The organism is Streptomyces niger (genome assembly GCF_000718305.1).
GTDB classification, from domain to species: domain Bacteria; phylum Actinomycetota; class Actinomycetes; order Streptomycetales; family Streptomycetaceae; genus Streptomyces; species Streptomyces niger.
On the sequence record NZ_JOFQ01000009.1, the window covers coordinates 142317 to 166731 of the forward strand.

The 24415-nt window shown below is 72.2% G+C and carries 18 protein-coding genes; 6 read left to right on the plus strand and 12 right to left on the minus strand.

Going from position 1 to position 24415, the window contains the following annotated elements; genetic code table 11:
- The first annotated feature begins 68 nt into the window (after positions 1-68).
- Positions 69-2321, plus strand: coding sequence for an NACHT domain-containing protein (locus IF20_RS19900; protein WP_052866590.1), 2253 nt, complete (start codon positions 69-71; stop codon positions 2319-2321).
- An 11-nt stretch (positions 2322-2332) separates the two neighbouring features.
- On the opposite strand, the gene IF20_RS19905 is transcribed toward IF20_RS19900, so the two are convergent.
- Positions 2333-2767 carry a YchJ family protein gene (locus IF20_RS19905; protein ID WP_110944350.1) on the minus strand — a complete coding sequence of 145 codons (435 nt, stop codon included), beginning with the start codon at positions 2765-2767 and terminating at the stop codon, positions 2333-2335.
- Positions 2768-3055: 288 nt separating this feature from the next.
- Here IF20_RS19905 and IF20_RS19910 point away from each other — a divergent pair, with 288 nt between their 5' ends.
- Positions 3056-4348, plus strand: coding sequence for a YeeE/YedE family protein (locus IF20_RS19910; protein ID WP_052866592.1), 1293 nt, complete (start codon positions 3056-3058; stop codon positions 4346-4348).
- Between the two features lie 101 nt (positions 4349-4449).
- Here the strand turns inward: IF20_RS19910 and IF20_RS19915 are convergent, their stop codons facing one another.
- Both IF20_RS19915 and IF20_RS19920 read right to left on the minus strand, forming a co-directional pair.
- Positions 4450-6627: an OmpL47-type beta-barrel domain-containing protein gene (locus IF20_RS19915; protein ID WP_052866593.1), complete on the minus strand. Its 2178-nt coding sequence runs from the start codon at positions 6625-6627 to the stop codon at positions 4450-4452.
- Positions 6624-9104, minus strand: a complete 2481-nt coding sequence (locus IF20_RS19920; RefSeq protein WP_199896671.1) for a ThuA domain-containing protein — start codon at positions 9102-9104, stop codon at positions 6624-6626. Before IF20_RS19920 ends, IF20_RS19915 begins: the two co-directional genes overlap by 4 nt.
- 194 nt (positions 9105-9298) lie before the next feature.
- Here IF20_RS19920 and IF20_RS19925 point away from each other — a divergent pair, with 194 nt between their 5' ends.
- Positions 9299-10288, plus strand: coding sequence for a multicopper oxidase domain-containing protein (locus IF20_RS19925; protein ID WP_052866594.1), 990 nt, complete (start codon positions 9299-9301; stop codon positions 10286-10288).
- Between the two features lie 109 nt (positions 10289-10397).
- Positions 10398-11720, plus strand: coding sequence for a DUF4185 domain-containing protein (locus IF20_RS19930; protein WP_052866595.1), 1323 nt, complete (start codon positions 10398-10400; stop codon positions 11718-11720).
- A gap of 12 nt (positions 11721-11732) precedes the next feature.
- On the opposite strand, the gene IF20_RS19935 is transcribed toward IF20_RS19930, so the two are convergent.
- The 7 genes from IF20_RS19935 to IF20_RS19965 form a co-directional block, all read right to left on the minus strand.
- Complete coding sequence (locus tag IF20_RS19935; RefSeq protein WP_052866596.1) at positions 11733-13484, minus strand: GMC family oxidoreductase; 1752 nt, start codon at positions 13482-13484, stop codon at positions 11733-11735.
- Positions 13485-13560: 76 nt separating this feature from the next.
- Positions 13561-14076 (minus strand): hypothetical protein, encoded by a 516-nt coding sequence (locus IF20_RS19940; RefSeq protein WP_234426741.1) that lies wholly within the window; start codon positions 14074-14076, stop codon positions 13561-13563.
- 1 nt (position 14077) lies between these two features.
- Positions 14078-16120, minus strand: a complete 2043-nt coding sequence (locus IF20_RS19945; RefSeq protein ID WP_234426742.1) for a sensor histidine kinase — start codon at positions 16118-16120, stop codon at positions 14078-14080.
- 218 nt (positions 16121-16338) lie between these two features.
- Entirely contained in the window at positions 16339-17046 is a 708-nt protein-coding gene (locus IF20_RS19950) for a response regulator transcription factor (RefSeq protein ID WP_052866597.1), read from the minus strand.
- A 141-nt stretch (positions 17047-17187) separates the two neighbouring features.
- Positions 17188-17595, minus strand: coding sequence for a spore wall synthesis regulator SsgD (gene ssgD, locus IF20_RS19955; protein WP_052866598.1), 408 nt, complete (start codon positions 17593-17595; stop codon positions 17188-17190).
- Between the two features lie 357 nt (positions 17596-17952).
- The gene (gene ssgD / locus IF20_RS19960) at positions 17953-18366 is read right to left on the minus strand and encodes a spore wall synthesis regulator SsgD (protein WP_052866599.1); all 414 of its coding nucleotides are present in this window, start codon (positions 18364-18366) and stop codon (positions 17953-17955) included.
- A 350-nt stretch (positions 18367-18716) separates the two neighbouring features.
- Complete coding sequence (locus IF20_RS19965) at positions 18717-18962, minus strand: DUF2630 family protein (protein ID WP_052866600.1); 246 nt, start codon at positions 18960-18962, stop codon at positions 18717-18719.
- Between the two features lie 549 nt (positions 18963-19511).
- On the opposite strand from IF20_RS19965, the gene IF20_RS19970 reads away from it, so the two are divergent.
- A complete protein-coding gene (locus IF20_RS19970) occupies positions 19512-20534 on the plus strand; it encodes a WD40/YVTN/BNR-like repeat-containing protein (RefSeq protein ID WP_052866659.1) in 1023 nt (340 codons plus the stop codon).
- A 260-nt stretch (positions 20535-20794) separates the two neighbouring features.
- Here IF20_RS19970 and IF20_RS19975 read toward each other — a convergent pair whose 3' ends face one another.
- Entirely contained in the window at positions 20795-21301 is a 507-nt protein-coding gene (locus tag IF20_RS19975; protein ID WP_052866660.1) for a MarR family winged helix-turn-helix transcriptional regulator, read from the minus strand.
- 280 nt (positions 21302-21581) lie between these two features.
- On the minus strand, positions 21582-23429 hold the full coding sequence (locus IF20_RS19980) for an FUSC family protein (RefSeq protein ID WP_234426743.1): 1848 nt from the start codon (positions 23427-23429) through the stop codon (positions 21582-21584).
- A gap of 515 nt (positions 23430-23944) precedes the next feature.
- On the opposite strand from IF20_RS19980, the gene IF20_RS19985 reads away from it, so the two are divergent.
- Entirely contained in the window at positions 23945-24265 is a 321-nt protein-coding gene (locus IF20_RS19985) for a hypothetical protein (RefSeq protein ID WP_052866601.1), read from the plus strand.
- The last annotated feature ends 150 nt before the right edge of the window (positions 24266-24415 follow it).

The following is a 24415-nucleotide window of genomic DNA, read 5'->3' on the forward strand; positions in this document are numbered from 1 at the left end:
GAAGAGCCGACGGCGAAGGGCCGTACGGCTACTTACCGTGCCGAGTACGGCCCGGCCATGATGGCGTCATGGTGGGGAGGGCGGCCCGGCGCGGGCTGGCCGTTTCGATCGTCCTGCTGGTTCTCGCCGGCGGGATGATCGGGCTGGTCTTCTTCCTGAGCTCTCAGGGGCTGGAGCGGTCGACGAAATGGCTGAGCGTCTTCGGCGGGGTACTGGCGCTGGCCGCCTTCGCCATTCCGCCAGCCCGACAGGTCAGCACCTGGCTGCTGCGAGGCAGCCACCACGCGCCGCTGGCGGTGGCCGAAGCCGCGGAGATGCTGGCCGAGGCGTTGGTCGACGAGTGGACCCGAGAGGAGCGGCTGCATCAGGGAAGACACCCGGAACTGCTGCCCGTCCACTGGGCGATGACCCGGGCGGCGGAGGCCGCCATGGCCGGGGTCGGCCGGGACGACGTCATGAGCGCCGCCCCGGCCGACCCACCGGCCGGTGAGTGCGCTTCACTCCATGACTTCTTCACCCGGCGACTGCCGCACCGGCGGCTGGTCGTGCTCGGACGAGGCGGTGGCGGCAAGAGTTTCCTGGCCATGCGGCTGGCCCGCGACCTGCTGAAGAGCCGGGCTCCCGGGGACCGGGTACCGGTGTTCCTGCCGCTAGCGTCCTGGGGCCCGAAGCAGAGTTTGTATGGCTGGGTGGCCCATCAGCTGGTGCGCAGCCATCCCGACCTCCAGTCCCCGTCCGAAGTGCCACTGGCACGCAAGTTCATCCCCCTGTCGAAGGCGCTGGTCGATTCCGAGCGTCTGCTGTTCGTCCTCGACGGGTTCGATGAGATCCCCGAGCGGTCCAGGCAGAAGGCGCTGGCCCGGATCAGGGAGCTGGGGCCGGAGACGCCGCTGGTGATGACCAGCCGTACGGCCGAATACCAGCGGGCCGTACTGGGTGCCGGCCGGGGCCTGCCGCGCACCGCAGTGGTGGAACTGGCCCCCGTCGGGGCGCCGGAGGCCAAAGCGTACTTGCAGCGGACCACGGCCGTGGTGCCAGCGGGGCGGTGGACACGTGTCTTCCCCCTCCTCGACCGGCCGGACACACCGGTCGCCCAGGCATTGCAGAGCCCCTTGATGATCTGGCTCGCCCACATCGTCTACGAGGACGCCGGGACCTCCCCGGAAGAGCTGGCGAATGCGGCCGCCTTCGCCGATCGCACCGCCGTCGAACACCACCTGTTGGACGAACTCGTCAGCGCGGCGTACGCCGATCACGGCCGGGGCTGGTCCCCGGAGCAGGCACGCCGTTGGCTGGGGTTCCTGGCTCAGCGGTCGCAGCACTCCCGGCCCGAGGACCTGGCGTGGTGGCAGCTGCGGGCCGCGGCTCCCGGGACCGCTGCGACGCTGGCCACCGGACTGCCGGTGGGCTGTGCCCTGGGGGCCGTCGCCGGCTTCGTCGTCGCCGGCTTCGTCGGAACCGTACCGGCGGCGATGGCCGGGGCCGTGCTCGCAGCGGTGGGCACCGTCAGGGCCTTTTCTCCGGCGGTGCTGCATCTGGCGGGGCGGCTCGGGGGACCGGTGATGGGGCGGATGAGCGGCGTGGTGGCCGGGCTCGCGGTCGGGCTCCCGCCGGTCCTCCACGGGCATCTCGCCACAGGGACGTCGAACGGAGTGACCTCCGGTCTGCTCTTCGGACTGGGCGCCGGCTTCTTCGTGCACGAGCCGCGCTTCACACCGACCAGAGTGAGCCGGCGTCTTCGGGGCACGATGCGTCACTTCACTCACCGGCTTGCCATGGGAATCGCTCTCGGGATGGTGATGGGTGCCGTGCTGGGCGTGGCCCTGGGAATGGCGGCAGATCCCACCACGGGGCTGGTGTTCGCGCTTCTCTCCCTCGTCCTGGGGCTGGCTCTCGGCATCATGGACGGGCTCAACGTCTGGATCGACGCCCCCACCGACCTCACCCGCGCGATCAGCCCTCGTACGGTGCTCCGGGACGACCGCAACGCCTCGCTCGTCAGGGCGTTGGTCATGGGACCGGTGGTGACGGCCGGCATGTTGCTGGCCACCGTTCCCGCCCATGGCCCGGCGGCTGTCGGACCGGCCTGCGCCATGGGCGTCGCCTTCGCCGTGACCGACCGGATGGCAGGTGTCGTCAGTACCGCGTGGGGCCGGTACGTGCTCGTCCGGACCTGGCTGGCGCTGCGGCGGAAGGTCCCCTGGCGGCTGATGACTTTCCTGGCCGACGCCCACGAGCGTGGCGTGCTACGCCAGTCCGGTGCCGTGCACCAGTTCCGCCATCCCAGGCTGCAACGGCGACTGGCGGCGGTCGTCACCTGACAGCGATGCCCTCACCCCGCGAAGAGCGCGTCCAGGTAGACCCAGGCGCCCTCGTGCCGGACGAAGCGGCTGTTCTCGTGCAGCGAGTCCTCCGCGCCGCCGTGGCGGAACCGGGCCCTGAATTCGACGGTGCCGGCGGTGTGGAATGCGCTGCCCTCGGAGGTGCCCAGGATCTCCAGGCCCAGCCAGCGCTGGCCCGCGTCGAAGTCGATGCGGGCCGGCCGGGTGTCCGGGTGCCAGGTCCGCAGCAGGTACGCCTCGTCCCGGACGACGAAGGCGCTGTACCGCGACCGCATCAGCCGTTCGCAGGTGGGCGCCGCCGCGGTAACGGCGTGGAACCGCCCACAGCATTCCCCGTACGTGGCAGGCAGGCCGCAGGGGCAGGGCGAGGTAGCGGTGACGGCAGGCGCTGCGGCCTGCTTCGGGCGCGGGGTACGACGGGGCATCCGCCCATTCTGCCCGTCCGCCCGACGGACGGATCGTCTCGCCATCCGAGACGACGTTACGTGTTGCTTACACCCGGTATTACCGTGGACGGCATGTTCGGACCCGCCAGTGTGCTCACGCTCGCGCTCTTCGCGGCGACGCCGTGGGACGTCGACGACGCGCTCTGTAGCCGCTGACGCCCCAGGGGCTCAACGGATCTCCGCGGAGATCCTTCAGCAGCCCCCAGGTCCAACCCTTTCGCCTTCCGGTACGGCGTACGTACCGCAGCCCTCCCACGGAGACACCACGTGACGACCGCTCCCCCCGCCGGGGCGGCCGAGGCCCCGCCCCGTACCGGCACCCTCCTCGCCCCGGCCCCCACCCACACGCCCGCGCCCACGGCGGAGCCCGCGCCGCCCGTCCGCCGCACGCCCCTCGTGGTCGCCGGCCTCATCGGCGCCGGCCTCACCGCCTACGTGTGGACCGCCAACGGCGCCAAGCCCGGCATCCTGCTGGTCCTCGGCATCGCCCTGGGCTTCGCCCTCTTCCACTCCCGCTTCGGCTTCACCTCCGCCTGGCGGCAGCTGATCGCCGTCGGCAACGGCACCGGGCTGCGCGCCCACGCCCTGCTGCTCGGCACCACCGCGACGCTCTTCGCGCTGGTCATCGGCACCGGCACCGGCCTGTTCGGCTCGGTACCCGCGCCCAGTGCCGGCCCGCTGGGCATCGCCCTGCTGGTCGGCGCCTTCCTCTTCGCCGTCGGCATGCAGCTCGGCGGCGCCTGCGCCTCCGGCACGCTCTTCGCCGTCGGCTCGGGCCAGAGCACCATCGTGCTCACCCTCGGCGGCTTCATCGTCGGCTCCACCGTCGCGGCCTGGCAGTACGACCTCTGGCGCGACCTGCCCGCGTTCGACCCGGTGCTGTTCTCCGACCACCTCGGCTGGGCCGGTTCCTGGGCCGTGACCATGGTGCTGCTCGCCGTGGTCGTGCTGGTATCCCGGCGCGTCCAGGCCCGCCGCAACCCGCCGCCGCTCGGCACCCCGCCGTCCGCGCGCACCACCCTGGCCCGCGTCTTCCGCGGCTCCTGGACGCTGTGGGCCGGCGCCCTGGTCCTGGCCCTGCTCGGCGCCGCCGTGCTGCTCGTCTCGGGCGGCGCCTGGGGCATCACCAGCGCGTTCGCGCTGTGGGGCTCGAAGCTGGTGGGACTGCTCGGCGGCTCCCCGGAGCACTGGGCGTTCTGGCAGGACCCGAAGAACGCGGCCTCGTACGCGGGCCCGGTGCTCGCCGACAAGACGAGCCTGACCGACCTCGGCATCATGATCGGTGCCGCGGTGGCCGCGGCGGCGGGCGGCGTGTGGAAGCTGCACCGCGGCATCCCCGCCCGGACAGCCCTCGCGGCCGTGCTCGGCGGCATCCTGATGGGCGTCGGCGCCCGGATGGCCGGCGGCTGCAACATCGGCGCGTACCTCGCCGGCATCGCCTCCGGCAGCCTGCACGGCTGGATCTGGGGAGCGGCCGCCCTCGTCGGCACCTGGGCCGGCCTCCGGCTGCGCCCGGCCTTCGGCCTCGGCAACCCCAAGCCGGGCGACGGCGTCTGCTGACCGCCTGAGCACGAACGACCGCCTGACGGACACGAACGGAGCGGCGGCCGCCGGGAGGAATCCCGGCGGCCGCCGTCGTCGTCACCGTGAGTGCGGAGTACTCACAGCTCCTGGATGCGGATATTGCGATACGAGATGACGTCGCTCGTACTGTGGACCTGGAGCCCCACGTAGCCGGAGGCGTAGCGCCGGCCGTCGGTGCCCGGGTCGTCGGCCCGCGGCGGGTTGAAGACCTGCCCGCCGGTGTTGTCGAACTCGTTGATCAGCTTGCCGTTCCGGTAGATCGAGTAGTGCTGGTCGACCACCCGGATCTCGTAGTCGTTCCAGGTGCCCTTGGGCGTGACGCCCGCGCCGCCCAGACCGACCCGGTCGAAGCCGTAGATCGACCCCGTCTTGTACATGTCGCCGTCCGGCCGGTCCAGGATCTGGACCTCGTGTCCGTACTTGATGGCGACCCACTCCGGCCGGGACTCCTCCGGGTGATCGTGGACGTCGGGGAAGCGGACGAAGACCCCGCCGTTGGCGTTGCCGGTGCCCGGCGCGTCGTCCCGGAACTGCAGCTTCAGCGAGAAGTCGTCGAAGCGCCGCTCGGGGAACCACAGCATGCCCATGCCGTCGACCTTCGTACTGCTGGTCATCGCGCCGTCCCCGGTGAGCGAGAACGCGCCGCCGCCCACGTGCTGCCACTTCTCGAAGGATGCCTGCGTCCCGTCGAAGAGGGTGCGGTAGCCGGTGTGCTGACCGGGCTTGCCGATGCCGGACTGGCGCGCCGCCTGCTTGATCGCCCGGGCCTCGCGCTTGTCGATCACGCCCTCCTTCAGGAGCTTGTCCGTCACCTCGGTCACGTGCTTGAGGAAGAGCGCCTGCGAGGACCAGTCCTTCTCGTCCTCGATCAGCTCGTTGATCATGCACCGGTTGCCGGTGACCCGGTTCGGTACGCCGGTGTCGACCGTGCCGACGATGACCGTCAGCCGCTCGTCGTGCTCGGGGCAGGGCGGTGCGGGCACCCCGCCGCCCGCGACGACGTCGAAGGAGGCCGTACGGGCCGGCGAGGTGTTGCCCGCCTTGTCGGTCGCCCGGTGCGCGAGCGAGTGGTGGCCGGTGCGGTCCACGACGACCGGCGCCTCGTACGCGAGGTAGGGGCCGCCGTCGAGGGAGTACTCCACCTTGTCCACGCCGCTGTCGTCGTCGGTGGCGGTCACGGTGACCTTGGCGCTGCCGACGTACGCGCCGTCGGAGTTCTTCTGTCCCTCGACCTTCGCCGCGGTGTCCGGGGGCGTGGTGTCCTGCGCCGGCGGTTCGATGACCGTGAAGTCGACGGACTTCTCCGCCGCCGCGTTGCCCGCCTTGTCCGCGGCCCGGTAGCGGACCTTGTGGGTGCCCACCTCGTGCACCATCACCGGCGCGGTGTACGGCTGCCAGGCGCCGTCCCCGAGCGCGTACTCGATGGTGTTGACGCCGGACCCGGTGTCGGAGGCGGTGACGGTCACCGTCGCCATGCCCAGGTAGGCGCCGTCGGCGTTCTTCTCGCCGGACACCGTCGCCGAGGTCTCCGGCGGCGTCGTGTCGTTCGTGTCCGGTGCGACCACCGTGAAGTCGGCGGACTTCTCCGCCGCGACGTTGCCCGCCTTGTCGGCGGCCCGATAGCGGATCTTGTGCGAGCCGACCTGGTCGACCACGAGGGGCGCGGTGTACGGCTGGTAGCCGCCGTCGCCCACCGCGTACTCGATCCGGTCCACGCCCGAGCCCTCGTCGGTCGCCGACAGGGTCACGGTCGCACTGCCCACGTACGCGCCGTCCGCGTTCTGCTGCCCCTCGACCTTCGCCGAGGTCTCCGGCGCCGTGGTGTCCGCGCCGCCGCCCTCGGTGACGACGAGGACGCCCTGCATCGTCTCGTGGCCGGGGATGGTGCAGTGGTAGCGGTACTTGCCGGGGGTGAGGGTGACCTCGGCGGTGTGCTTGCCGCCCGAGGAGTCGCCGGGGTTCGCCATGATGTTCAGGCTGACGTCCTGGTTGTACTCCGAGTCGGAGGTCACGAACGTCAGCGTGTGCGGCATCCCCATGGTGTTGCCGGTGGCCTCGCTGTTCTCGAAGACGATGGTCGCCTTCCCGGCCACGGCGGTGGTGGGCGCCGAGGTGTACTTGGTGATGTCGTCGCCCGCCGTCCAGGTCAGCACCTGCTGCTCCGCGACGGGCGCCGGCTGCCCGTACGCCGCGGTGGCACCCACGCCGAGCAGCAGGAAGAGGACGGACAGCAGGGCGGTCAGCCGCCGGTTCATCGGGCGTCCTTCCGGGCCAGGTCCGCGGGGAGCGGAGTCGCCGGGCCGCCGTGGTACGTGACGTGCCACAGCGCCGACTTGCTGTCATGGGTGAAGAAGCCGCGCCCGTAGTCCAGGACGTAGAGCGAGCCGTCGGGCGCGAACGTCCACCCCATCAGGTTGCGGATGCCGTCGGCGCCGACCGGGACGATCTTGTCGAGGGTCTCGGCGTGCACCGGCAGCCCGCCGGAGCCCACCGTCTTCGGGTCCATCACGACCGCGTTGCGCGGCTGCTCGCCGTCGTAGAAGTCGCCGACGAACCACTTGCCGTCCCAGTACGCCGGCCAGGCGTCCTTGCCCGCCGTCCTGGCGTCGTACCGGTAGACCGGGCCGTCCATCGCAGCCTGGCCGCCGCCCTTGAGCCAGGGCAGCAGGAACTTCTGCTCGGACTTCTTGTAGCTGGGCACGCCGTCGGCGTTGCGCGGGAAGTCCGGGCCGCCGCCGGAGGGCGAGTACCAGATGTTGTTGCCCTCGGCGGGCGGGATGTTGACCAGCCCGTCGTTGTTGGGCGACTCGTTCTTCAGGTGGTCGCAGTCGTACCAGCCCAGCGGCTTGCTCGGATCGGGCAGGTTGCGGTCGCGGTAGGGCTGCTCGTTGCCCATGCAGAACGGCCAGCCGCGGTTGGAGGCATGGGTGATCGCGGCGAACGAGTCGTACTTCGCCGGGCCCCAGGTCTCGCTCGGTTCGGACGCGTCCGGGCCGACCCAGCCCGCGTAGAGGGTGTCGGTCTTCTTGTCGACGGAGATGCGGGAGGGGTTGCGAACGCCCATGACGTAGATCTCGCCGCGGGTCTTGCCGCCGCCCTCGTCGGTCTCCTTGCCGGTGAAGAGATTGCCCTCGGGCAGGGTGTACGTGCCGTCGTCCTCGGGGTGGATCCGCAGGATCTTCCCGTTGAGGTTGTTGGTGTTGCCCGCGGTGCGGCGGGCGTCGGCGAACGACACGCCCTTGAAGTTCGGCTCCGGGTTGTTGCCCGAGTAACCGTCGCTGTACTGGCTGGAGTTGTTGTCACCGGTGGCGATGTAGAGGTTGTCCTTGGAGTCCCAGGCCATGCCGCCACCCGCGTGGCAGCAGCTGTGGATCTGCACCGGCCACTTGAGCAGCACCTTCTCCGAGGAGAGGTCCAGCTTGCCGGTCTTCGGGTCCAGGTGGAAGCGGGAGACGCGGCGCTCGGCCATGTGCGTCTCGCGGTCGATCCGCGAGTGCGGCGTGTAGTGCAGGTAGACCCAGCCGTTGTCGGCGAAGTCGGGGTCCAGCTCGATGCCGAGCAGCCCCTCCTCGTTCTTGATCAGCTCGTCGCCGCCGCCCTTGTTGCCGAAGACGGTGAGTTCGCCCGCGAGGGTGACCTTCTTCGTCGCCGGGTCGTAGATGTGGACGGTGCCCTTGCCCTTGCCGATGTCGGGGTTGTTCCAGTCGGTGACGACGGGCGCGTCCGAGCCCTCGCCGCCGCGGCCGATGTAGAACACCCGGCCGTCCTTGGCGGTCACCACGCCGTGCGGCTCCGCGATCTGGTCGTGCTGTCCCGGCTGGTTGGGTTGCGTGACCCGCTCGGCCTTGTAGTTCGAGGCGATGGTGGCCTGGCAGTCGGCACGGGCCAGCCGCGTGGTCCACAGCAGCGCGCCGCGCAGGTGGGCGCGGAAGTCGGTCTCCTGGAAGCCGGCCGCGGTGCCGCCCATACCGGTGTAGAAGGACCGGCCGCCGTCGTAGTCGCGGCACCAGGAGATGGGGTGGTCGGCGCCGTTCGCGCCGTCACCGGGCTTGAAGGTGTTCTCCCGTACGCGGGCCACGGTGTGCACCGAACCGCTGGGGTTCGCCGCCCAGTTGAGCCACTTGTCGGGGCGCTTCCACTCCAGCGGCAGGCTCTTGGTGGCGGGGTTCTCCCGGTCGCCGACCTCGACGGTGGCGCGCTGCACGGTACCCGTGCCGCCGGTGGGACGGGCGCCGATCAGGCCGGTGAACCATGCGGAATACGGCTCGGCGCGGGCCGCGTCGTGGATGCCGACGAAACCGCCGCCGGCCTTCATGTAGCTCTCCAGGCCGGCTTCCTGCTCGGGGTCGAGCACGTCGCCGCCGCCGGTGAGGAAGACCACCGCGTTGTACTTGCCGAGCTTGGGCCGGGTGAACACCGAGGCGTCGGCGGTGGCGTCGACGGTGAAGTGCTCAAGGGCCGGCCCCTGCCGGCCGATCTTCTCGATCGCCTCGATACCGGCGTTCACCGTCGGCGGCTCCTCGCCGGCCGAGCCGTGGAACACCAGCACACGCACGTTCTCCCCGCCCGGCGGTGACGGCAGGGCCAGCTTCGGTACGGACGGTTCCGGTGGCGCACCGGCCAGCGCGGGGGTACCGCCCAACAGGGCCGCCGCGACGGCCAGGGCCGACAGGCCGGCGGTCCGTCTCCACCGTTTGGTGGTGGTGCGGTTCTGACGTGGTGCGCGACGCATGGTTCACCCACCCCTCTGAGGACACAGCTGTGAGCGCACAGCAACAGCCGACGAAGCTAGACCTCTTTCGGCGGTCCGCCAATAGCTATGACCGCAACACAACAAACTTTGTCCTGACCGTGGATAAACGAAGATCACGGCGCTACCGTTCCGGACGGCTCACTGCCGAGAGCGCTTTCTGCGAGGGGAGCACGATGACCGAGAGAGACGGAACTTCCGCCGTGCAGGGGGCGTTGAGCCGCCGGCTGTTCGCCGGTGGGGCCGCGGTCGCGGCACTCGGCACGGCCGGCCTGGCCGTGGGGGCCACGGCCGCCCCGGCAGCCGCCCGGGCCGCCGGCTCCGTACGCAGGGCCGGCGCCGGCGGCGAGGTCAAACACCTCAAGCTCTACATGGAGAAGCTCCCCGACGGGCAGCTCGGCTACGGCCTGGAGAAGGGCAAGGCCACCATCCCCGGCCCGATCGTCGAGCTCATCGAGGGCGACACCCTGCACGTCGAGGTCACCAACACCCTCGACGTCGCCGCCAGCCTGCACGTCCACGGCCTGGACTACGACACCGCCAGCGACGGCACGAAGATGAACGGCAGTCACGTCGAGCCGGGCGGCACCCGCACCTACACCTGGCGCACCCACAAGCCCGGCAGACGCAAGGACGGCACCTGGCGCCCCGGCAGCGCGGGCTACTGGCACTACCACGACCACGTCGTCGGCACCGAGCACGGCACCGGCGGCATCCGCAAGGGCCTCTACGGGCCGGTCGTGGTGCGCAGGGAGGGCGACGTCCTGCCCGACCCGGACCGCCGGTTCACCATCGTCTTCAACGACATGACGATCAACAACCTGCCGAAGGGGCCCGACTTCAAGGCCACCGTCGGCGACCGCGTCGAGATCATCATGATCACGCACGGCGAGTACTACCACACGTTCCACGTGCACGGACACCGCTGGGCCGACAACCGCACGGGCCTGCTGGAGGGCCCGGACGACCCCAGCCGGATCATCGACAACAAGATCACCGGCCCCGCCGACTCCTTCGGCTTCCAGTTCCTCGCGGGGGAGGGGGTCGGCGCGGGAGCCTGGATGTACCACTGCCACGTCCAGAGCCACTCCGACATGGGCATGGCCGGCATGCTGCTGATCGCCAAGCCGGACGGCACGGTGCCGGGACACGACGGGCACCATTAGGCGCCAGTAGGCGCCGCCGAGTGCCACCGAGCGCCACTGAGCGCCACCGAGAGGTGGCCACCGGCACGCCCTGACCGGGGCGGGCGGTCCGGCGAGGCATGATCGGGGCATGAGACGTCCTGTCGGCCGGGTGTCCCGGCGCACCGCCGTCCTGGCGGGGCTCCTCGCGGCGGCAGTCGTGGCCGCAATCGTCGGTGCCGTGCTCGTCACCGTACCGATGGGCGGGCGCGCCGCCCCCTGCGCCGCTCGCAAGATCGCCTCCTGGACCCCCGACCCCCGCCTCACCCACGCCTTCGCCCGGTACGGCGACGACAACTCCCGCACGGACGACTGGACCGGCGGCGACGGCACCCACTCCGTACGCCTCCCCGACGGCCGCACGCTCTGGCTCTTCTCCGACACCTTCCTCGACCGGATCCAGCCGCCGCCCAACCCGAAGGGACAGCCGCACTCCTGGCGCGCCAAGGCGGCCGGCAGCGGCCCGCCCGGCCTGATCCGCAACTCGGTGATCGTGTCGGGCCGTTCGGGACGCCCGTACGACACGCTGATCCGCCGCACGCCGGCCGGGCCCGCCGGATACTTCCCCGACCCGCCCCGCTCCCAGGGCGCGGCGGGTGCGTGGCGCTGGCCGGTGGCCGCACGCGTCGAACCCCGCGCACCCGGCGCACCCGGCCCCTCCGTGCACGTACTGCGCGTCCTGCTCTGGAACCGCGCCCCCGGCAAGGGCCCCTGGCTCTTCGGCGAGCCCCGCACCACCGAGGTCGCCACGCTCTCCCTACCCGGGCTCCGCCTGGAGCACGTCACCACCGTCGGCGACCGCACACCGGCGGCCGACCCCGCCGCCCGCGTGCTGTACGGCACCGCCGCCGTACCGCGCGGCCGCCACACCTACGTCTTCGGCGGCGACGCCCCCACCGACCGACCGGCCGCCTCGGCGTACCTGGCCCGCGTACCCACCGGCCGGCTCGCCGACCCCCGCGCCTGGCGCTACTGGGACGGCCACGGCTGGCGGACCGACCCCGAACGGGCCGCGCCCGTGCTGCGCAACGGCGGCCGGCGCGGCGTGGGCAGCGCCTTCACCGTCGTCCGGGACGGCGGTACGTGGGTGCTGTTCACCATGGCCGCCGCGGGTGGCGGCGGCCGCGGCCTGGCCACCGTCACCAGCTACTGGTCCTGTTCGGCCCGGGGCCCCTGGCACGGCCCGAACGGCGCGATCACCCCGCCCCGGCCGCCCGACCCCGCCGGCTCCGCCGAGCGCACCGCCGTCTACAACCCGCAGGCGCACCCGGAGTTCACCGACCGGCACGGCCTGCTGCTCAGCTACGACGTGAACACGCTCGGCCCGCCCGGCACGGCGGCCACCGGCGCGGTCAACGACGACGTGTCGCTCTACCGGCCACGGTTCCTGCGCGTCCGGCTCACGGCGGGCTGAGCGCCGCCGTCGTCACACGGTGTCGCCGTACCGGATCAGGTCGGCGGCGCGTTCGGCGATCATCACGGTCGGGGCGTTCGTGTGCCCCCGGGTGATGCGCGGCATCACCGACGCATCCACCACCCGCAGGCCCGCCACGCCCCGCACCCGCAGCGCCGGATCGGTCACCGTGTCGTCGCCCGTGCCCATCCGGCAGGTGCCCACCGGGTGGTACAGCGTCTCCGCCAGCGCCCGTACCGTCTCCTCCGTACCGGCGTCGTCCGCGCTCGCCCGCCACGGCGGCAGCGCCCCGCCGACGTGCGGGCGCAGCGCCGCGCTGTCGAACAGTTCCTCCGCACGGCGCACGCCCGCCACCATCCGCCGCAGGTCGGCCGATCGGCTCAGGTACGCGGGCTCGATGCGCGGCGGCGCGGCCGGATCGGCGTCCGTGAGCGTGATGCGGCCGTGGCTCTCCGGCTGCAGCAGTATGACCCCGATGGTCACGCCGTGCTCCGCCGGCGGCTCCAGACCGTGCCGGACGAACGGCACCGGCGCGAAGATCAGCTCCAGGTCGGGCGCCGCCAGCTCGGGGGTGCTGCGGACGAACGCGACGGCCTCGCCGACGTTCGAGGTCAGCGGGCCGCGCCGGGCCAGCAGGTAGCGTGCGATGTTGGCGGGGGTGTCCGCGCCGGTGAGCGTCACCGGGTGCTGCGCGTACCGCAGTACGGGAACGGACAGGTGGTCCTGCAGGTGCCGGCCGACCCCCGGCAGGTCGGCCACCGTCGTGATGCCCAGCGCCTTGAGCTCGTCCGCGTCCCCGATACCCGAGCGCAGCAGCAATTGCGGCGAGCCGATCGCCCCGGCGCTCAGCAGCACCTCGCGGCGGGCCCGCAGCACACCGTTGGCCAGTTCCACCCCGCAGGCCCGCTTGCGGTCGCTGTCGTTGCCACCGGGGGCGAGGCCGGGGCCGGGGCCTTGGTTGTGGCTGAGGTTGTGGCCGTGATTGTGGTTGTGGCTGTTTCCGTCTCCGTCGCCGTCGCCGTCGAAGAGGATGCGGCGGGCCTCGTTGTCCGTGAACACCGTGAGGTTGGCGCGGCGCAGCGCGGGCCGCAGATAGCCGTCGGCCGTGCTCCAGCGCCGCCCGCGCCGCTGTGACAACGGAGTCGCCGCACAGCCGCTGTGATCGGGTTCGTTGAGCTCCGCCAGCCGCGGCAGACCGGACTCCGTACAGGCGTCGAGGAACGCCGACGAGAGCGGGTGCAGGTCACGCGCGGGGGAGATCCACAGTGGTCCCGCCGCGCCGTGCACCCGCTCCCGTCCCTCATCGGCGTTGAGCGCCGGCGCCGGCGGGCCCGCCCACCGTTCGGCGCGCCGGAAGTAGCGGGCGACCTCGTTGTACCCCCACTCCTCGCCGGCCGTCTCCGCCCATGCGTCGTAGTCGGCACGGTGGCCGCGCACCCACATCATCGCGTTGAGCGAGGACGAGCCGCCGAGGGTACGGCCGCGCGGCCAGTACAGCTCCCGGCTGTTCAGCGCGGGCTGCGCGGTGGTGGTGAAGTCCCAGTCGTACGCCGTCTTGAACAGCTTCGGGAAGGCGGCGGGGATACGGACCTCCTGCCGGCGGTCGGGGCCGCCCGCCTCGACCAGCGCCACCCGCACCGTCGGGTCCTCGGACAGCCGGGCCGCGATCACACAGCCCGCCGAACCCGCCCCGACGACGACGTAGTCGTACGTTCCCGAGGCCCTAGAGGCCGCTCTTCCGCGCGCCGCTGACCGCCGTACCATCCGCAACTCCCTTGCCTCATCGGCACGTTGACCGGATTGATCGCCGAGAGCAGCGTAAAGGAAGCGGGCCGCCCGGTCAGGAGCGCGGCGACGGCTCGGGGGTGGTGCGCTGGGCCGCGGAGGGGGCGGGGCTCGGTGCGGCCGACCGCGGTGTGAGGTACGGATAGGCGTTGTTGCCGCCGCACACCAGCGGGCCGACCTCCACGCCCTTGCCGCGTACGGTCACGGAGATCTCCTCCGGCGACCGGCCGCCCGGCACCTGGCCGTTGGCCGCCGTGCACACCAGTTGGCTGAGCGCGGGCTGGTCCAGCCGCTCCGGATCGGTCGGTACGGTGATCGTGATGCTGTCGTCCTGCGGGGTGACGGTGACCCGGTCGCGCAGGTCCGGCAGCGCGGTCGTCAGCCCCCGCTGTCGCTCGGCGGTGTTCGGCCCGGCCAGCAGCAGGTCGACGGCGCGCTGCGGAGTGGCGGGGTGCTCCGCGGAGCGGGCGGCGGCCCGCAGCCCGGTGGATGCGAGGAAGAACAGCTGCACATCGGCGGGGGCCTGCCCGTCCGACTTCAGCCCGGTCGCCGGCTCCCCGGCGTCGATCACGTCACTGGGCTCGATGCCGCAGCCGGCGAGCGCACCGGTCAACAACGCGGCGAGGGCGAGGGAGAGGGCGGGGGCGAGGCTCGCGGTCCGGGTGCGCGCCTTCGAAACGGTGCGCGCCTTCGAAACGGTGCGCGCCTTCGAAACGGTGCGCGCCTTCGAAACGGTGCGCGCCTTCGAAACGGAGACGGTCATGACTCCTCCTCGCCGGTGGCGGGGGGTTTGCTGGTCGGGTGGGGGCGTCGGTGGCGGGGGGTTTGCTGGTCGGGTGGGGGTCGCCGGCGGCAGGGGGTGTGGCGGTCTCGTGGGTATCGCCGCGCGGGCGGGTCTCACTCCGCGAGTCCGTCGAGTCCGTCGAGTCCGTCGAGCCGGTGATGCCCTCCGCACTCGTCGGGCCTGTCGCGTGCGGCGCTGCCGGCTCGTTCGGCTGGTGCGGGGTCGCTGGATCGTCCAGCTGGTGCGGGGCTGCCGGCTCGTTCAGGTGGTGCGAGGGCGCGGGCTCGTTCACCTCGACCGGCGCCTCCGGCTCGCAGACCGCTGTATGCATCCCGTCCGTCTCGTCCGCCTTACCTGTCTCCTCTGCCTTGTCTGCCTCACTCGACTCGTCTGCCTCTTCTGCCTCGTCCGTCTCGTCCCTGCGCAGTGGCAGGTCGATGGTGAAGACGGCGCCGCCACCGTCCGGCGCGTTGGCGGCGCGCAGGGTGCCGCCGTGCAGCCGGACGTTCTCTATGGCGATGGCCAGGCCCAGGCCGCTGCCCTCGGACCGGGCGCGGGCGGAGTCGGCCTTGTAAAAGCGGTCGAAGACATGCGGCAGCACCTCCGGGTCGATGCCCGGGCCCCGGTCCGCCACCTCGATCAGCAGCCGGCCGTCCACCGGCGTGCGCAGCCGTACCGTGACCGGCTCGCCCCCGTGGTGCAGCGCGTTGCCGACGAGGTTGGCGACCACCACGTCCAGCCGGCGGGCGTCCAGCCGCGCCCGCACGCCCGCCGGCGGCAGCTCCGCCGCCACCCGGTCCTGCCACGCCCTGGCCTGCAGCGTCTTGCGGATCGCCTCGGCGACGTCCACCTCGTACGCATGGAGCGCGGCGGCCCCCGCGTCGAACCGGGACACCTCCATCAAGTCCTCCACCATGCGGGCCAACTTGCCGGTCTCCTGGCTGATCAGCCGCACTGCCGACGCGGTGTCCGGGTCCAACGTCCCGGCCTCCGCGTCCTCGTCCAGCACGTCCGTCACCGCGGTCATCGCGGCCAGCGGCGTCCGCAGCTCGTGCGACACGTCCGCGGCGAACCGCCGCGAGTTGGCCTCCAGGCGGCGCAGTTCGGCGACGTTCTCCTCCAGGTGGGCCGCCATGTCGTTGAACGTGAGGGACAGCTCGGCCAGTTCGTCCTCGCCCTTGACCTCCAGCCGGGTGTCCAGCTTGCCCTGGGCGATCCGCCCGGCGGCCTGCCGCAGCTTGCGGACCGGCCGCAGCACGCCGCGCGCCGCGAGCAACGCCGGGATGAGGGCCAGCGCCAGCACCGGCAGCGCGCCCCGTTGCGCGGCGCTCACCAGCTCCTCCACGTTGGCCTCCTCGGCGCGCAGCGGGAGCCGGGCGTAGACGGAGAGCTTCGAGGGGGCGCGGTCGTGCGCCCGGGTGACCGGCATGCCGATCAGCAGCCACGGCTCGCCGCCGCGCTCGACACGCTGGAACGCCGGTACGTGCCGCTGCTCCACGGAGTTCCGCAGCTCCTCCGGCACCGCGACGTCGGCGTCCGAGTCGTTGTCCGGCACGCCTTCGTAGTCCGCCTCCACGTCCCAGTCCCGGGCCTTGCCGGAGCGGTCCAGCTGCCGCGCGAACTCGTCCAGGTCGGCGCGGCTCGGCGGCACCGGCAGGTCCGGCGCGAGCGAATTGATCTGCGCCCGCAGATCGTTGATGGCGGTGTCCTGCGAGCGCTCCAGGATCGCGTTGCGGGCCTCGCGGTACGTGAGCGCCGCGGTGGTCAGCGCGCTGACGGCCGCGACCAGCAGGAACGCCACGACGAGCCGGGCCCGCAGACCGCGCAGCAACTGCCGCAGCCCGGCCCGCCCAGGGGCTCCGGTCCGCCTAGGGGTTCCGGCCCGACCAGAGGCTCCGGACCGGTCAGGGGACTCTGTCCGGTCAGGTGCTCCGGTCCGGCCTCGGGTTCCGGCCCGGCCATGGGCTCCGGTGGCGGCCAGGTCCTCGATTCCGATCCGGTCTCGGGTTTCGGCCTGGCCTCGGGTTTCGGCCTGGCCCCGGGTGCGCGTCACAGCGGGCCGAAGCGGTAGCCGAAGCCGCGGACCGTCTGGACGTACCGCGGGCTGCGCGGGGTGTCCTCGATCTTCGTTCGGAGCCGCATCACACACGCGTCCACCAGCCGCGCGTCCCCGTGGTAGCTGTGCTCCCACACGTGCTCCAGCAACTGCTGGCGGCTGAACACCTGCCCGGGCGCCGCCGACAGGAACAGCAGCAGCTTCATCTCCGACGGCGCCAGCGCCAGGTCCTGGCCGTTCTTGGTCACGACCAGCCCGGCCCGGTCCACGACCAGTTGACCGTGCGCCTCCACCGGCGCCGGTCCCGGTTCGTGCGGCCCGCTCTCGCCGAGGGCCGGCGGCGCCGTCCGCCGCAGCACCGCCCGGATACGGGCCTCCAGCACCTCGCCGCGCGCGGGCTTCACGATGTAGTCGTCCGCGCCCGCCTCCAGGCCGAGCACCACGTCGAGGTCGTCGCCGCGCGCCGTGAGCATGATGATCGGCAGCTGCCGGTCCGCCCTGATACGGCGGCACACCTCGAAGCCGTCCTTGCCCGGCAGCATCAGGTCCAGCAGCACGATGTCCGGCCGGAAGGCCGGCAGCGTGGTCAGCCCCTCCTCGCCGCTGGCCGCGGCCGCCACGTCGTGCCCGCGCCGCCGCAGCGCGAGCGAGACCCCGTGCCGAACGGCGGCATCGTCCTCGATGAGCAGTACTCGTGGCATGCGACCAGTATCGGTACGTTTCTTGACGGGTCGGTAACAGGGGCAGACCACGTGGCGCGGTGCAACGAACCCCGATCAGCCCTCGCGGAGACTCCGGTCAGCCCTCGCGGGAACCTCGGTGTGCCCTTGCGGAGGCTCCGGTCAGCTTTCGCCGAGCAGCTCCGCGAGACCGCCGTCCACGTCGAGCCGCTCCTCCCCGGCGGGCACCGCCTCGTACGACCGCGCCAGGAACAGCCGGATGTCGGCCGAACTCATCTGCACCATCGCGACGCCGTCCGCCACGTGCAGCTCCAGCACCGTCCGGTCCTCGCCCAGCGGACGCACCCGTACGTCACCGGTGCCGGCCCGCCCGCGCAGCCCTTCCGACAGGAGCTCGCGCGCGAACGCCCACTCCACCGCGGCGCCGTCCAGCGAGATCTCCGGCGGGAACGACATCCGCACGGCCAGCGGATCGGCCGGATGGTAGTGCAGCGTGGCGGGGACCGGACGCGAACCGGGCGCCGTCGCGATCAGACGGACCTGCACGGCTTGGTCGATGGCGCTCTGCATCACGGCTGCTCCCTTACGGCTGTCGGGGTCATGGGCGTGGCCGAACCTGCGCACGGCTCACACTGTTAGACGCAGTGCCCGGGTGAGCCGTGCATGTGACAGGCATGTGATCTATGTCATGTCAGGTGATCCCTGTCGTCCATGGGGTAGGCGCCTGTGTTCGGACGCCCGTCCGGTCGTGGGTTTCCCGTACGGAATATCAGGTACACAGGGTGAACGATCACCCGGGGTGCCGGGTTCCTGCCGAGCGCGTCGACCCGAAGTCCAAAGACTTCGCGCCGCGCGTCTCACGTCTCGCGCCCCATGTCTCACGCCTCGCGCCTCCCGCTGAGCGCTTCACGCCTCCGGCTTAGCGCCTCACGCCTCGCGCAGGAGCGCTGCCAGGTCGGCGTCCACGTCCAGGTGCCGGGTTTCGCTGCCCCGGGGCACCACCAGATACGTGCTCGAAAGGAAACGCCGCAGATCCGCGGAGGCGAACCGGACCATCGCGATCCCCTCGGAGGCGTGGAACTCCAGCATCGTGTGGCGCGGGCCGCACGGCCAGGCATGCACGTCACCGTCCCCGGCCGGCTCGCGCATCCCCTCGGCCAGCAACTCCCGACCGAAGGTCCACCGGACCTCGGTGCCGTCCAGAGCAGCAGAGGCCGGGAAGATCGCCTGGACGGCGAACGGATCGCTGCTCTTGTAGCGCAGCCGAGCGAGGACGGCGCGCGACTGCGGTTCCGTCGCGATGAGGCCGGCCTGAACAGCGTGGTCGATGATGTCCGGCATCGTCGGCTCCCTGGTGTCCGGTGCGGTTCCTTGCCTCTACGACATCTATGACGGCGGCATCGTTACGGCAGTGCACCGGATTTCCGCGTGAGCTGCGTCACGGCCCCTGGTGGGGCGGACAATTGCGCCCCCTTGTTCCGCTCTGCCCCGTCCGGAACCGGGCAGCAGCCGCTCAGCGGGCGACGCACACCCGCCGGGCGACCGCCTTCCGCGCCAGCCGCCCGGGAGCGGACGGACGTAGGCTCAGCCGTCTTCGGTAGCCGAGCGGGCCCCCGCACGGCGACCGGGTACGCGCAACGGACGGCGCACGCCGTAGTGCATGCGTAGAGACTGCGTAGACTCGCTCCGTTCTACGACCGGTACTGCTCCACCTGGGACGACGGGCGGACGGCCGCCTCGTCCGGGTTCTGCCCGAACTCACTCTTGGCGCGCCGCTGCCGCAGCAGGTCCCAGCACTGGTTCAGCCCGCGTTCCACCTCGGCCAGCTGCGCGCGTTCCTCGTCGCCACCGGATTCCTCGGCGGCGATGCGGTCGCGCAGCGCCCTCTCGGTCTCCACCATCGCCGAAATGCGAGAGAGGATCTCCTGCTGGTCCATGGGTCACTCCTCACTGGCGGACAAGTTCCCTGGCGCCCTTCACCGCTCACTCTAGGAAGCGGCGCGCGCCCCCGCGATTCGGCGCTGCCGAGACCTGGACGCTCTTCTCCGCCGTCGGCTAGCTTGCGGCGCATTCGTCGGGAGTGGGGGAGTGGGGGGTGGTGGGAGTGGGGAGTGGGACCTGTGGGTAGAGAGTGGCGGATCGGTCCGGGGGCTTGGCGAGGTGCTGGTAGGCGTACTCGTCGGGGTGCCGGCGCAGTGAGTGCGGCGACTGCGGCGACTGCGGCGACTGCGGTGGTTGCCGTAGCTGCCGTGGCTGCGATGGCTGTGGCGAGTGGGACGCTGCCCGAAGCGACTGCGAGTACGGCAGCGGCTATTCCCAACGCGCATCCGGCCGCCCAGGCCCCGGCCGCGCAGGTCCCGGCCGTCCGGGTCCCGGCCGCGCAGGTCCCAGCCGTCCGGGTCCCGGCCGTGCAGGTCCCAGTCGTCCGGGTCCCGGCCGCGCACACCTCGGCCGCGCAGACCTCGGCCGTCGTCGCTCCCGCCGCAGTGGTGAACGCGTCGGCTCCGACGTCCGGTGGCTGGGCGTTGCGGCCCACCGGTACGGACGCCCGCTTCCGTGGCCTCGCCGTCGTCAGCCGCCGTACCGCCTGGCTGGCCGGCACCGAAGGCACCGTACTGCGGACCCGTGACGGCGGCGCGACCTGGCGGAACGTCTCGCCGCCCGGCGCTGACGAGCTGGAGTTCAGGGACGTCGAGGCGTTCGACGGGCGCCGCGCCGTGGTGCTGGCGATCGGTGAGGGCGAGGCATCGCGGATCTTCCGTACCGAGGACGGCGGCTCCACCTGGACGGAGAGCTTCCGCAACACCGATCCACGCGCCTTCTACGACTGCATGGCGTTCTTCGACCCCCGGCACGGCCTCGCCGTGAGCGACCCGGTCGACGGGAAGTACCGCGTCCTCGCCACGGGCGACGGCGGCCGCAACTGGCGGGTGCTGCCGTCGACCGGGATGCCGGCGGCCCAGCCGGGCGAGGCGTCCTTCGCAGCATCGGGGCAGTGCCTGGTCACGGCGCGGAGCAGCGCCCAGGGCCGGTCAGGCGGCGGCCGGGACGTCTGGCTCGCCACTGGGGGTGCGGCCGCCGCGCGGGTCCTGCACTCCGCCGACCGGGGCCGCACGTGGACCGCTACCGCCACGCCGCTGCCGGCCGGTGACCCGGCCCGCGGCGTTTTCGGGCTCGCCTTCCGCGACCGTGCCCACGGGCTGGCCGTCGGCGGCGACTACCGTCCCGGCGAGCCGTCGCCCGAGGCCGCCGCCGTCACCGGCGACGCCGGTGCCACCTGGCGTACGGCGAGCACCCCGCCGCCCGCGTACCGCTCCGGCGTGGCATGGCTGCCGTACTCCCGGCGTGCGGCGCTGGCCGTCGGCCCCACCGGCACGGACCTCACGACGGACGGCGGCCGCACCTGGCGCACGCTCGACCCCGGCTCGTACGACACCGTGTCCTGCACTCCGGACCTGGCCTGCTGGGCAGCAGGAGAACACGGCCGCGCGGCGATACGGCGAGGATGAGGAGCCGAGGGGCGCGACCGGCGCGACCGGCGCGAGGGACGCGAGGGGGCGCTCCGCGACGGTGATCGTCTGAGGTGACGATCGCCTGCGGTCGGTCGGGCGGCGGTTGGACGGTCGGTCGAACAAGGCGGTCAGGCGGTTGGTCGGCCGGGCGGGCGGACGGGAATGATCGGCTGTGGACATCGACTCGTATGCATCGACCGTGGACATCGACTCGTGGGGATCGACCGTGGGTCGGTACGAGGGGGGGAGGGCGTGGTTCAGGTCCGCGGGGTACCCAGTCGGCCTTCCAGGTGCAGCAGCAGGTCGGAGAGGGTCGTGGACAGGTTGCCCAGCTCCTCCCCGGACAAGCCGGACAGCAGGCTGGACTCGAACGACAGCTGATCGGGCAGCAGCCGGTCGATCAGCTCCCGGCCCTCGTCGGTGAGGCTGAGGTGCGCGACCCGGCGGTCACGCGCGTCCGGGCGCCGGGCGACGAGCCCGCGCTCCTCCAGCAGCCGTAGGCGCTTGGTCACGGCGGCGCCCGAAGCGAACGTCTCGCGGGCGAGCTGGCCCGGGGTGAGCTCCCGCCCGGTACGTCGGAGAGTGCCGAGGATGTCGAATTCGGCCCGGGACAGCCCCTCCTGCGCGAGCGGCGCGTCCACCGCCTGCTGGAGCAGCGCGGAGCAGCGGTTGAGCCGGCCGATCACGGCCATCGGCCCGGTGTCGAGACCGGGGTGCACCTGCTGCCACTGCCGCAGCACCCCTGCGACGATGTCCTCGGCCACGCTCAGCTCTCCTTCGTCCGGCTGGTCTTTCGCGCCCATTCTGCCCACTCGCTCCTGTACTGCCGCCCCACGCCGGGGACTGTGCTTCGGGCCCCGCCCAGGCCTGGCCCGGCCACACCCGACCTGCCCCCGGCCCGGACCGGGACGGCCACGGCCACGGGCGTGGGTACGAAGCCGGCCACGGCCACGGGTACGAAGCCGGCCACGGCCACGGGCGCGGGCACAGAGACGGCCGCGGTTACGGCCACGGGCTCGGACAGGGCCGTGGACATGACCGGCCCTAGGCCGCCAGCGTCGGGGCGGTCAGGTGGCGGACGAGGCGGGCGAGCGTGCGGTGGCCGTCGCGTTCGGCGAGGGTGACGCGTTCAGCGGGCAGGGCGCGCTGCCACCACTCGCCGGAGGCGATCTCGACGGCCTCGCGCAGCTCGACCAGCGTCGCGGCGAGTCGATCGCGGGCCCAGCCCGCCGCCAGGTCGTCCGGCTGCTCCGCCGCGAGCACCGCATCCGCCGCTTCCCGGGCCGCGGCGACGCGGGCGACCGCGGCCTCGATGCGGTCCGTCGCCCGCCGGTTGGTCACCAGTACGCAGCAGATCAGGCCGATGATCGCGCCGACCACCGTGTCCACCCAGCGGTCGCGTACGAGAACGTTCGCGGGCAGGGCGTTGCCGAACGAGGTCAGCAGCAGCGCCATGGGGGTCACGCAGACCGAGCCGAGCCAGTAGTTGCGGGGGATCCACGCCTCGGCGCCGATCTGGAAGAGGATCACCAGCAACACCATCGCGAGGTGTCCGGTGTGGATCAGCGGCAGCAGTGCGGTGAAGAGCAGCAGCCCGAGGAGATTGCCCAGGGAACGCTGCACCGCGCGCTGCCAGGAGAGCGTGGTGTTGGCCTGGAAGACCGAGGCCGCGGTGACGACCGCCCAGTACGGGTGCTCGGAACCGATGGCCATCGAAGCCCAGCCCGCCAACGTACAGCCGATCATCACCCGCGCCCCGAGCGGCAGGAGCGGCGACCCGGGCCGCAGCTGTGCGAGGACGGGTCGGAAGCCGCGCAGGTGATCAGGGGCGGGCCGCCGCAGATCCCGCTCGGTCCCGCCCTCGTCGATCCCGTCCTGGCCGGTCCTGTTCCGCTCGGCCCCGTGCCGCTCGGTTCCGCCCTGCTCGGTCCTGTCCTGGTCGGCGGCGATGCCGACCAGCTCCGCGGTCTGCTCGGCGTTCAGTGTCACGTCGGGCAGCGGGCGGCCACGGCGCAGGTCACGCGCCCAGGCGTCGAACAGCTCGGCGTCCGCTGCCCGCCCCCCGACCCCGGCCGGTACGTCCCCCACAGTCCCCACGGCCTCCGCTACACCCACGGCCTCCGCTACGCCCACGGCCTTCGGTACGCCCACGGCCTTCGGTACGCCCATGTCCCGCACTGGGCCCACTGCCAGTGCGGATTCCGCCCGCACGAGCAGGCGCTCCAGGCGCGCCCTGGCGGCGTACTTGGCCGCACTGCGGGCCGGTACGAGGAAGATCGTCTGCCAGGCGGCGTTGACGGCGGCGGCCGTCGCGTGCCGGGGGCCGGCCGCGGCGCCGGGCGCGGCACGCAGCAGCCCGGCGGCAGCCTCCAGCGCCCGCGCGGTGGCGATCCGCTGCGGCCCCTCCGGCCGCACGAGCCGGGGCGCCATGCACACCAGCCAGGCGACGGCCCCGCCCGCGACGGCGAGCAGCAGATGGAACGGGATCTGGTCCGGTCGCTGCGGCACGAAGAAGGCCGAGGCCGAGATGAAGGTGATGATGAGGTTGCCGGGCGGCCCGATGCGGGTCGCGTCGCACATCATCTTGTGCACGGCGGCCAGCGCGGAGGCGATCAGCACCAGCAGCACGGTACTGCCGATGAAGGCGGAGCTGACCAGACCGACGGCGAGGCTGGCGATCATGCCGAGGATCACCCAGGCGACGGTCCGGGCGCGCGCGGCGTACGGCTTGTTGTGCCCGTAGAGCGCGCACATCGCGCCGGCCGACGTGTAGAGGACCAGGTCCATCCGGTCCAGGGCGAGCAGCGTCAGATTGGGCACGGCGATGGCGGCGGCCGCACTGAAGGCGGGCTTGTGCCAGTGCCGGGTCTCCAGCGGCCGACGCAGCCGCACGGTGCTCTTGACCGGCAGTGGCCGCGCCCGGACGGCCCGCCCGGCGTCTGCGCCATTCCTCGTGCCGATGCCACTCCCCGTACCGGTGCCACTCCCCGTACCGGTGCCTTTTCCTGCGCCGGTGCCATTTCCCGTGTCGGAGCCGGTGACGGCTTCGGGGACGCGGTCGCTGATACGGGTGCTCTTCGTGATCCTTTGCCCCAGTCGTGACGGTCTAGCGTGCTTGCCCATACATAAATATTAGCAGGTATTTTACTCGTGAATTATTGATTGCGATTGTGGCCGACGGCTGCCGCCTCTCAGCCGGCGGTCCCGCCAGGTTGTCGCGGCCCACTCGGCCGTCTCACCGGACACGGCCGCACGGCAGCACAACGGGAGCACCGCGTGAATCGTGCTCCCGGTGCGGGCGCCCCCGTCGCCCCCTGGGCCGCAGCGTGCTCCCTTGTACGGTGGGGTGTCCCTTGTCCGGCTCGCGGAAAATGCGATAGTCAAGTGGACCGATCACGGGGGGACCCATGCGTAGATACCTGGCCATAGCCATCGTCGCGGCCATACTGACCGGCATGCTCGGCTTCGTGTCGGCCGAGACCGCGTCCGCCGCTTCCGGTCACCATCGGGCGCCGCAGTGCGTCAAGGTGTCGAAGTACTACACGAAGAAGCACAAGCGGTACGTCCGGCTGAAGAACCTGTGCACCAAGCGGACCGCCTGCTACACGATCGTCGTCCCGTGGCGCCCCGACCCGCACGGCCGCCTCAAGAAGGGCGTCACGAAGAACGTCCGCTACGGCACCGACCGCGATCCCCGCGCCCTGTACGTCAAAAACCGCTCCTGCTGACCGACGAATGGACTTGCCGGCCGACGAGCTGGCCGGTGGCGTGGGAAGCCGGAGCCAGGGCCGGGGGGCGGGGCGAGGTCGGGGAGGGAGCTCAAGCCGGAGCCGGAGCCAGGGCCGGGGATCGACCGCTGCTGCCCTTACCGATTACCG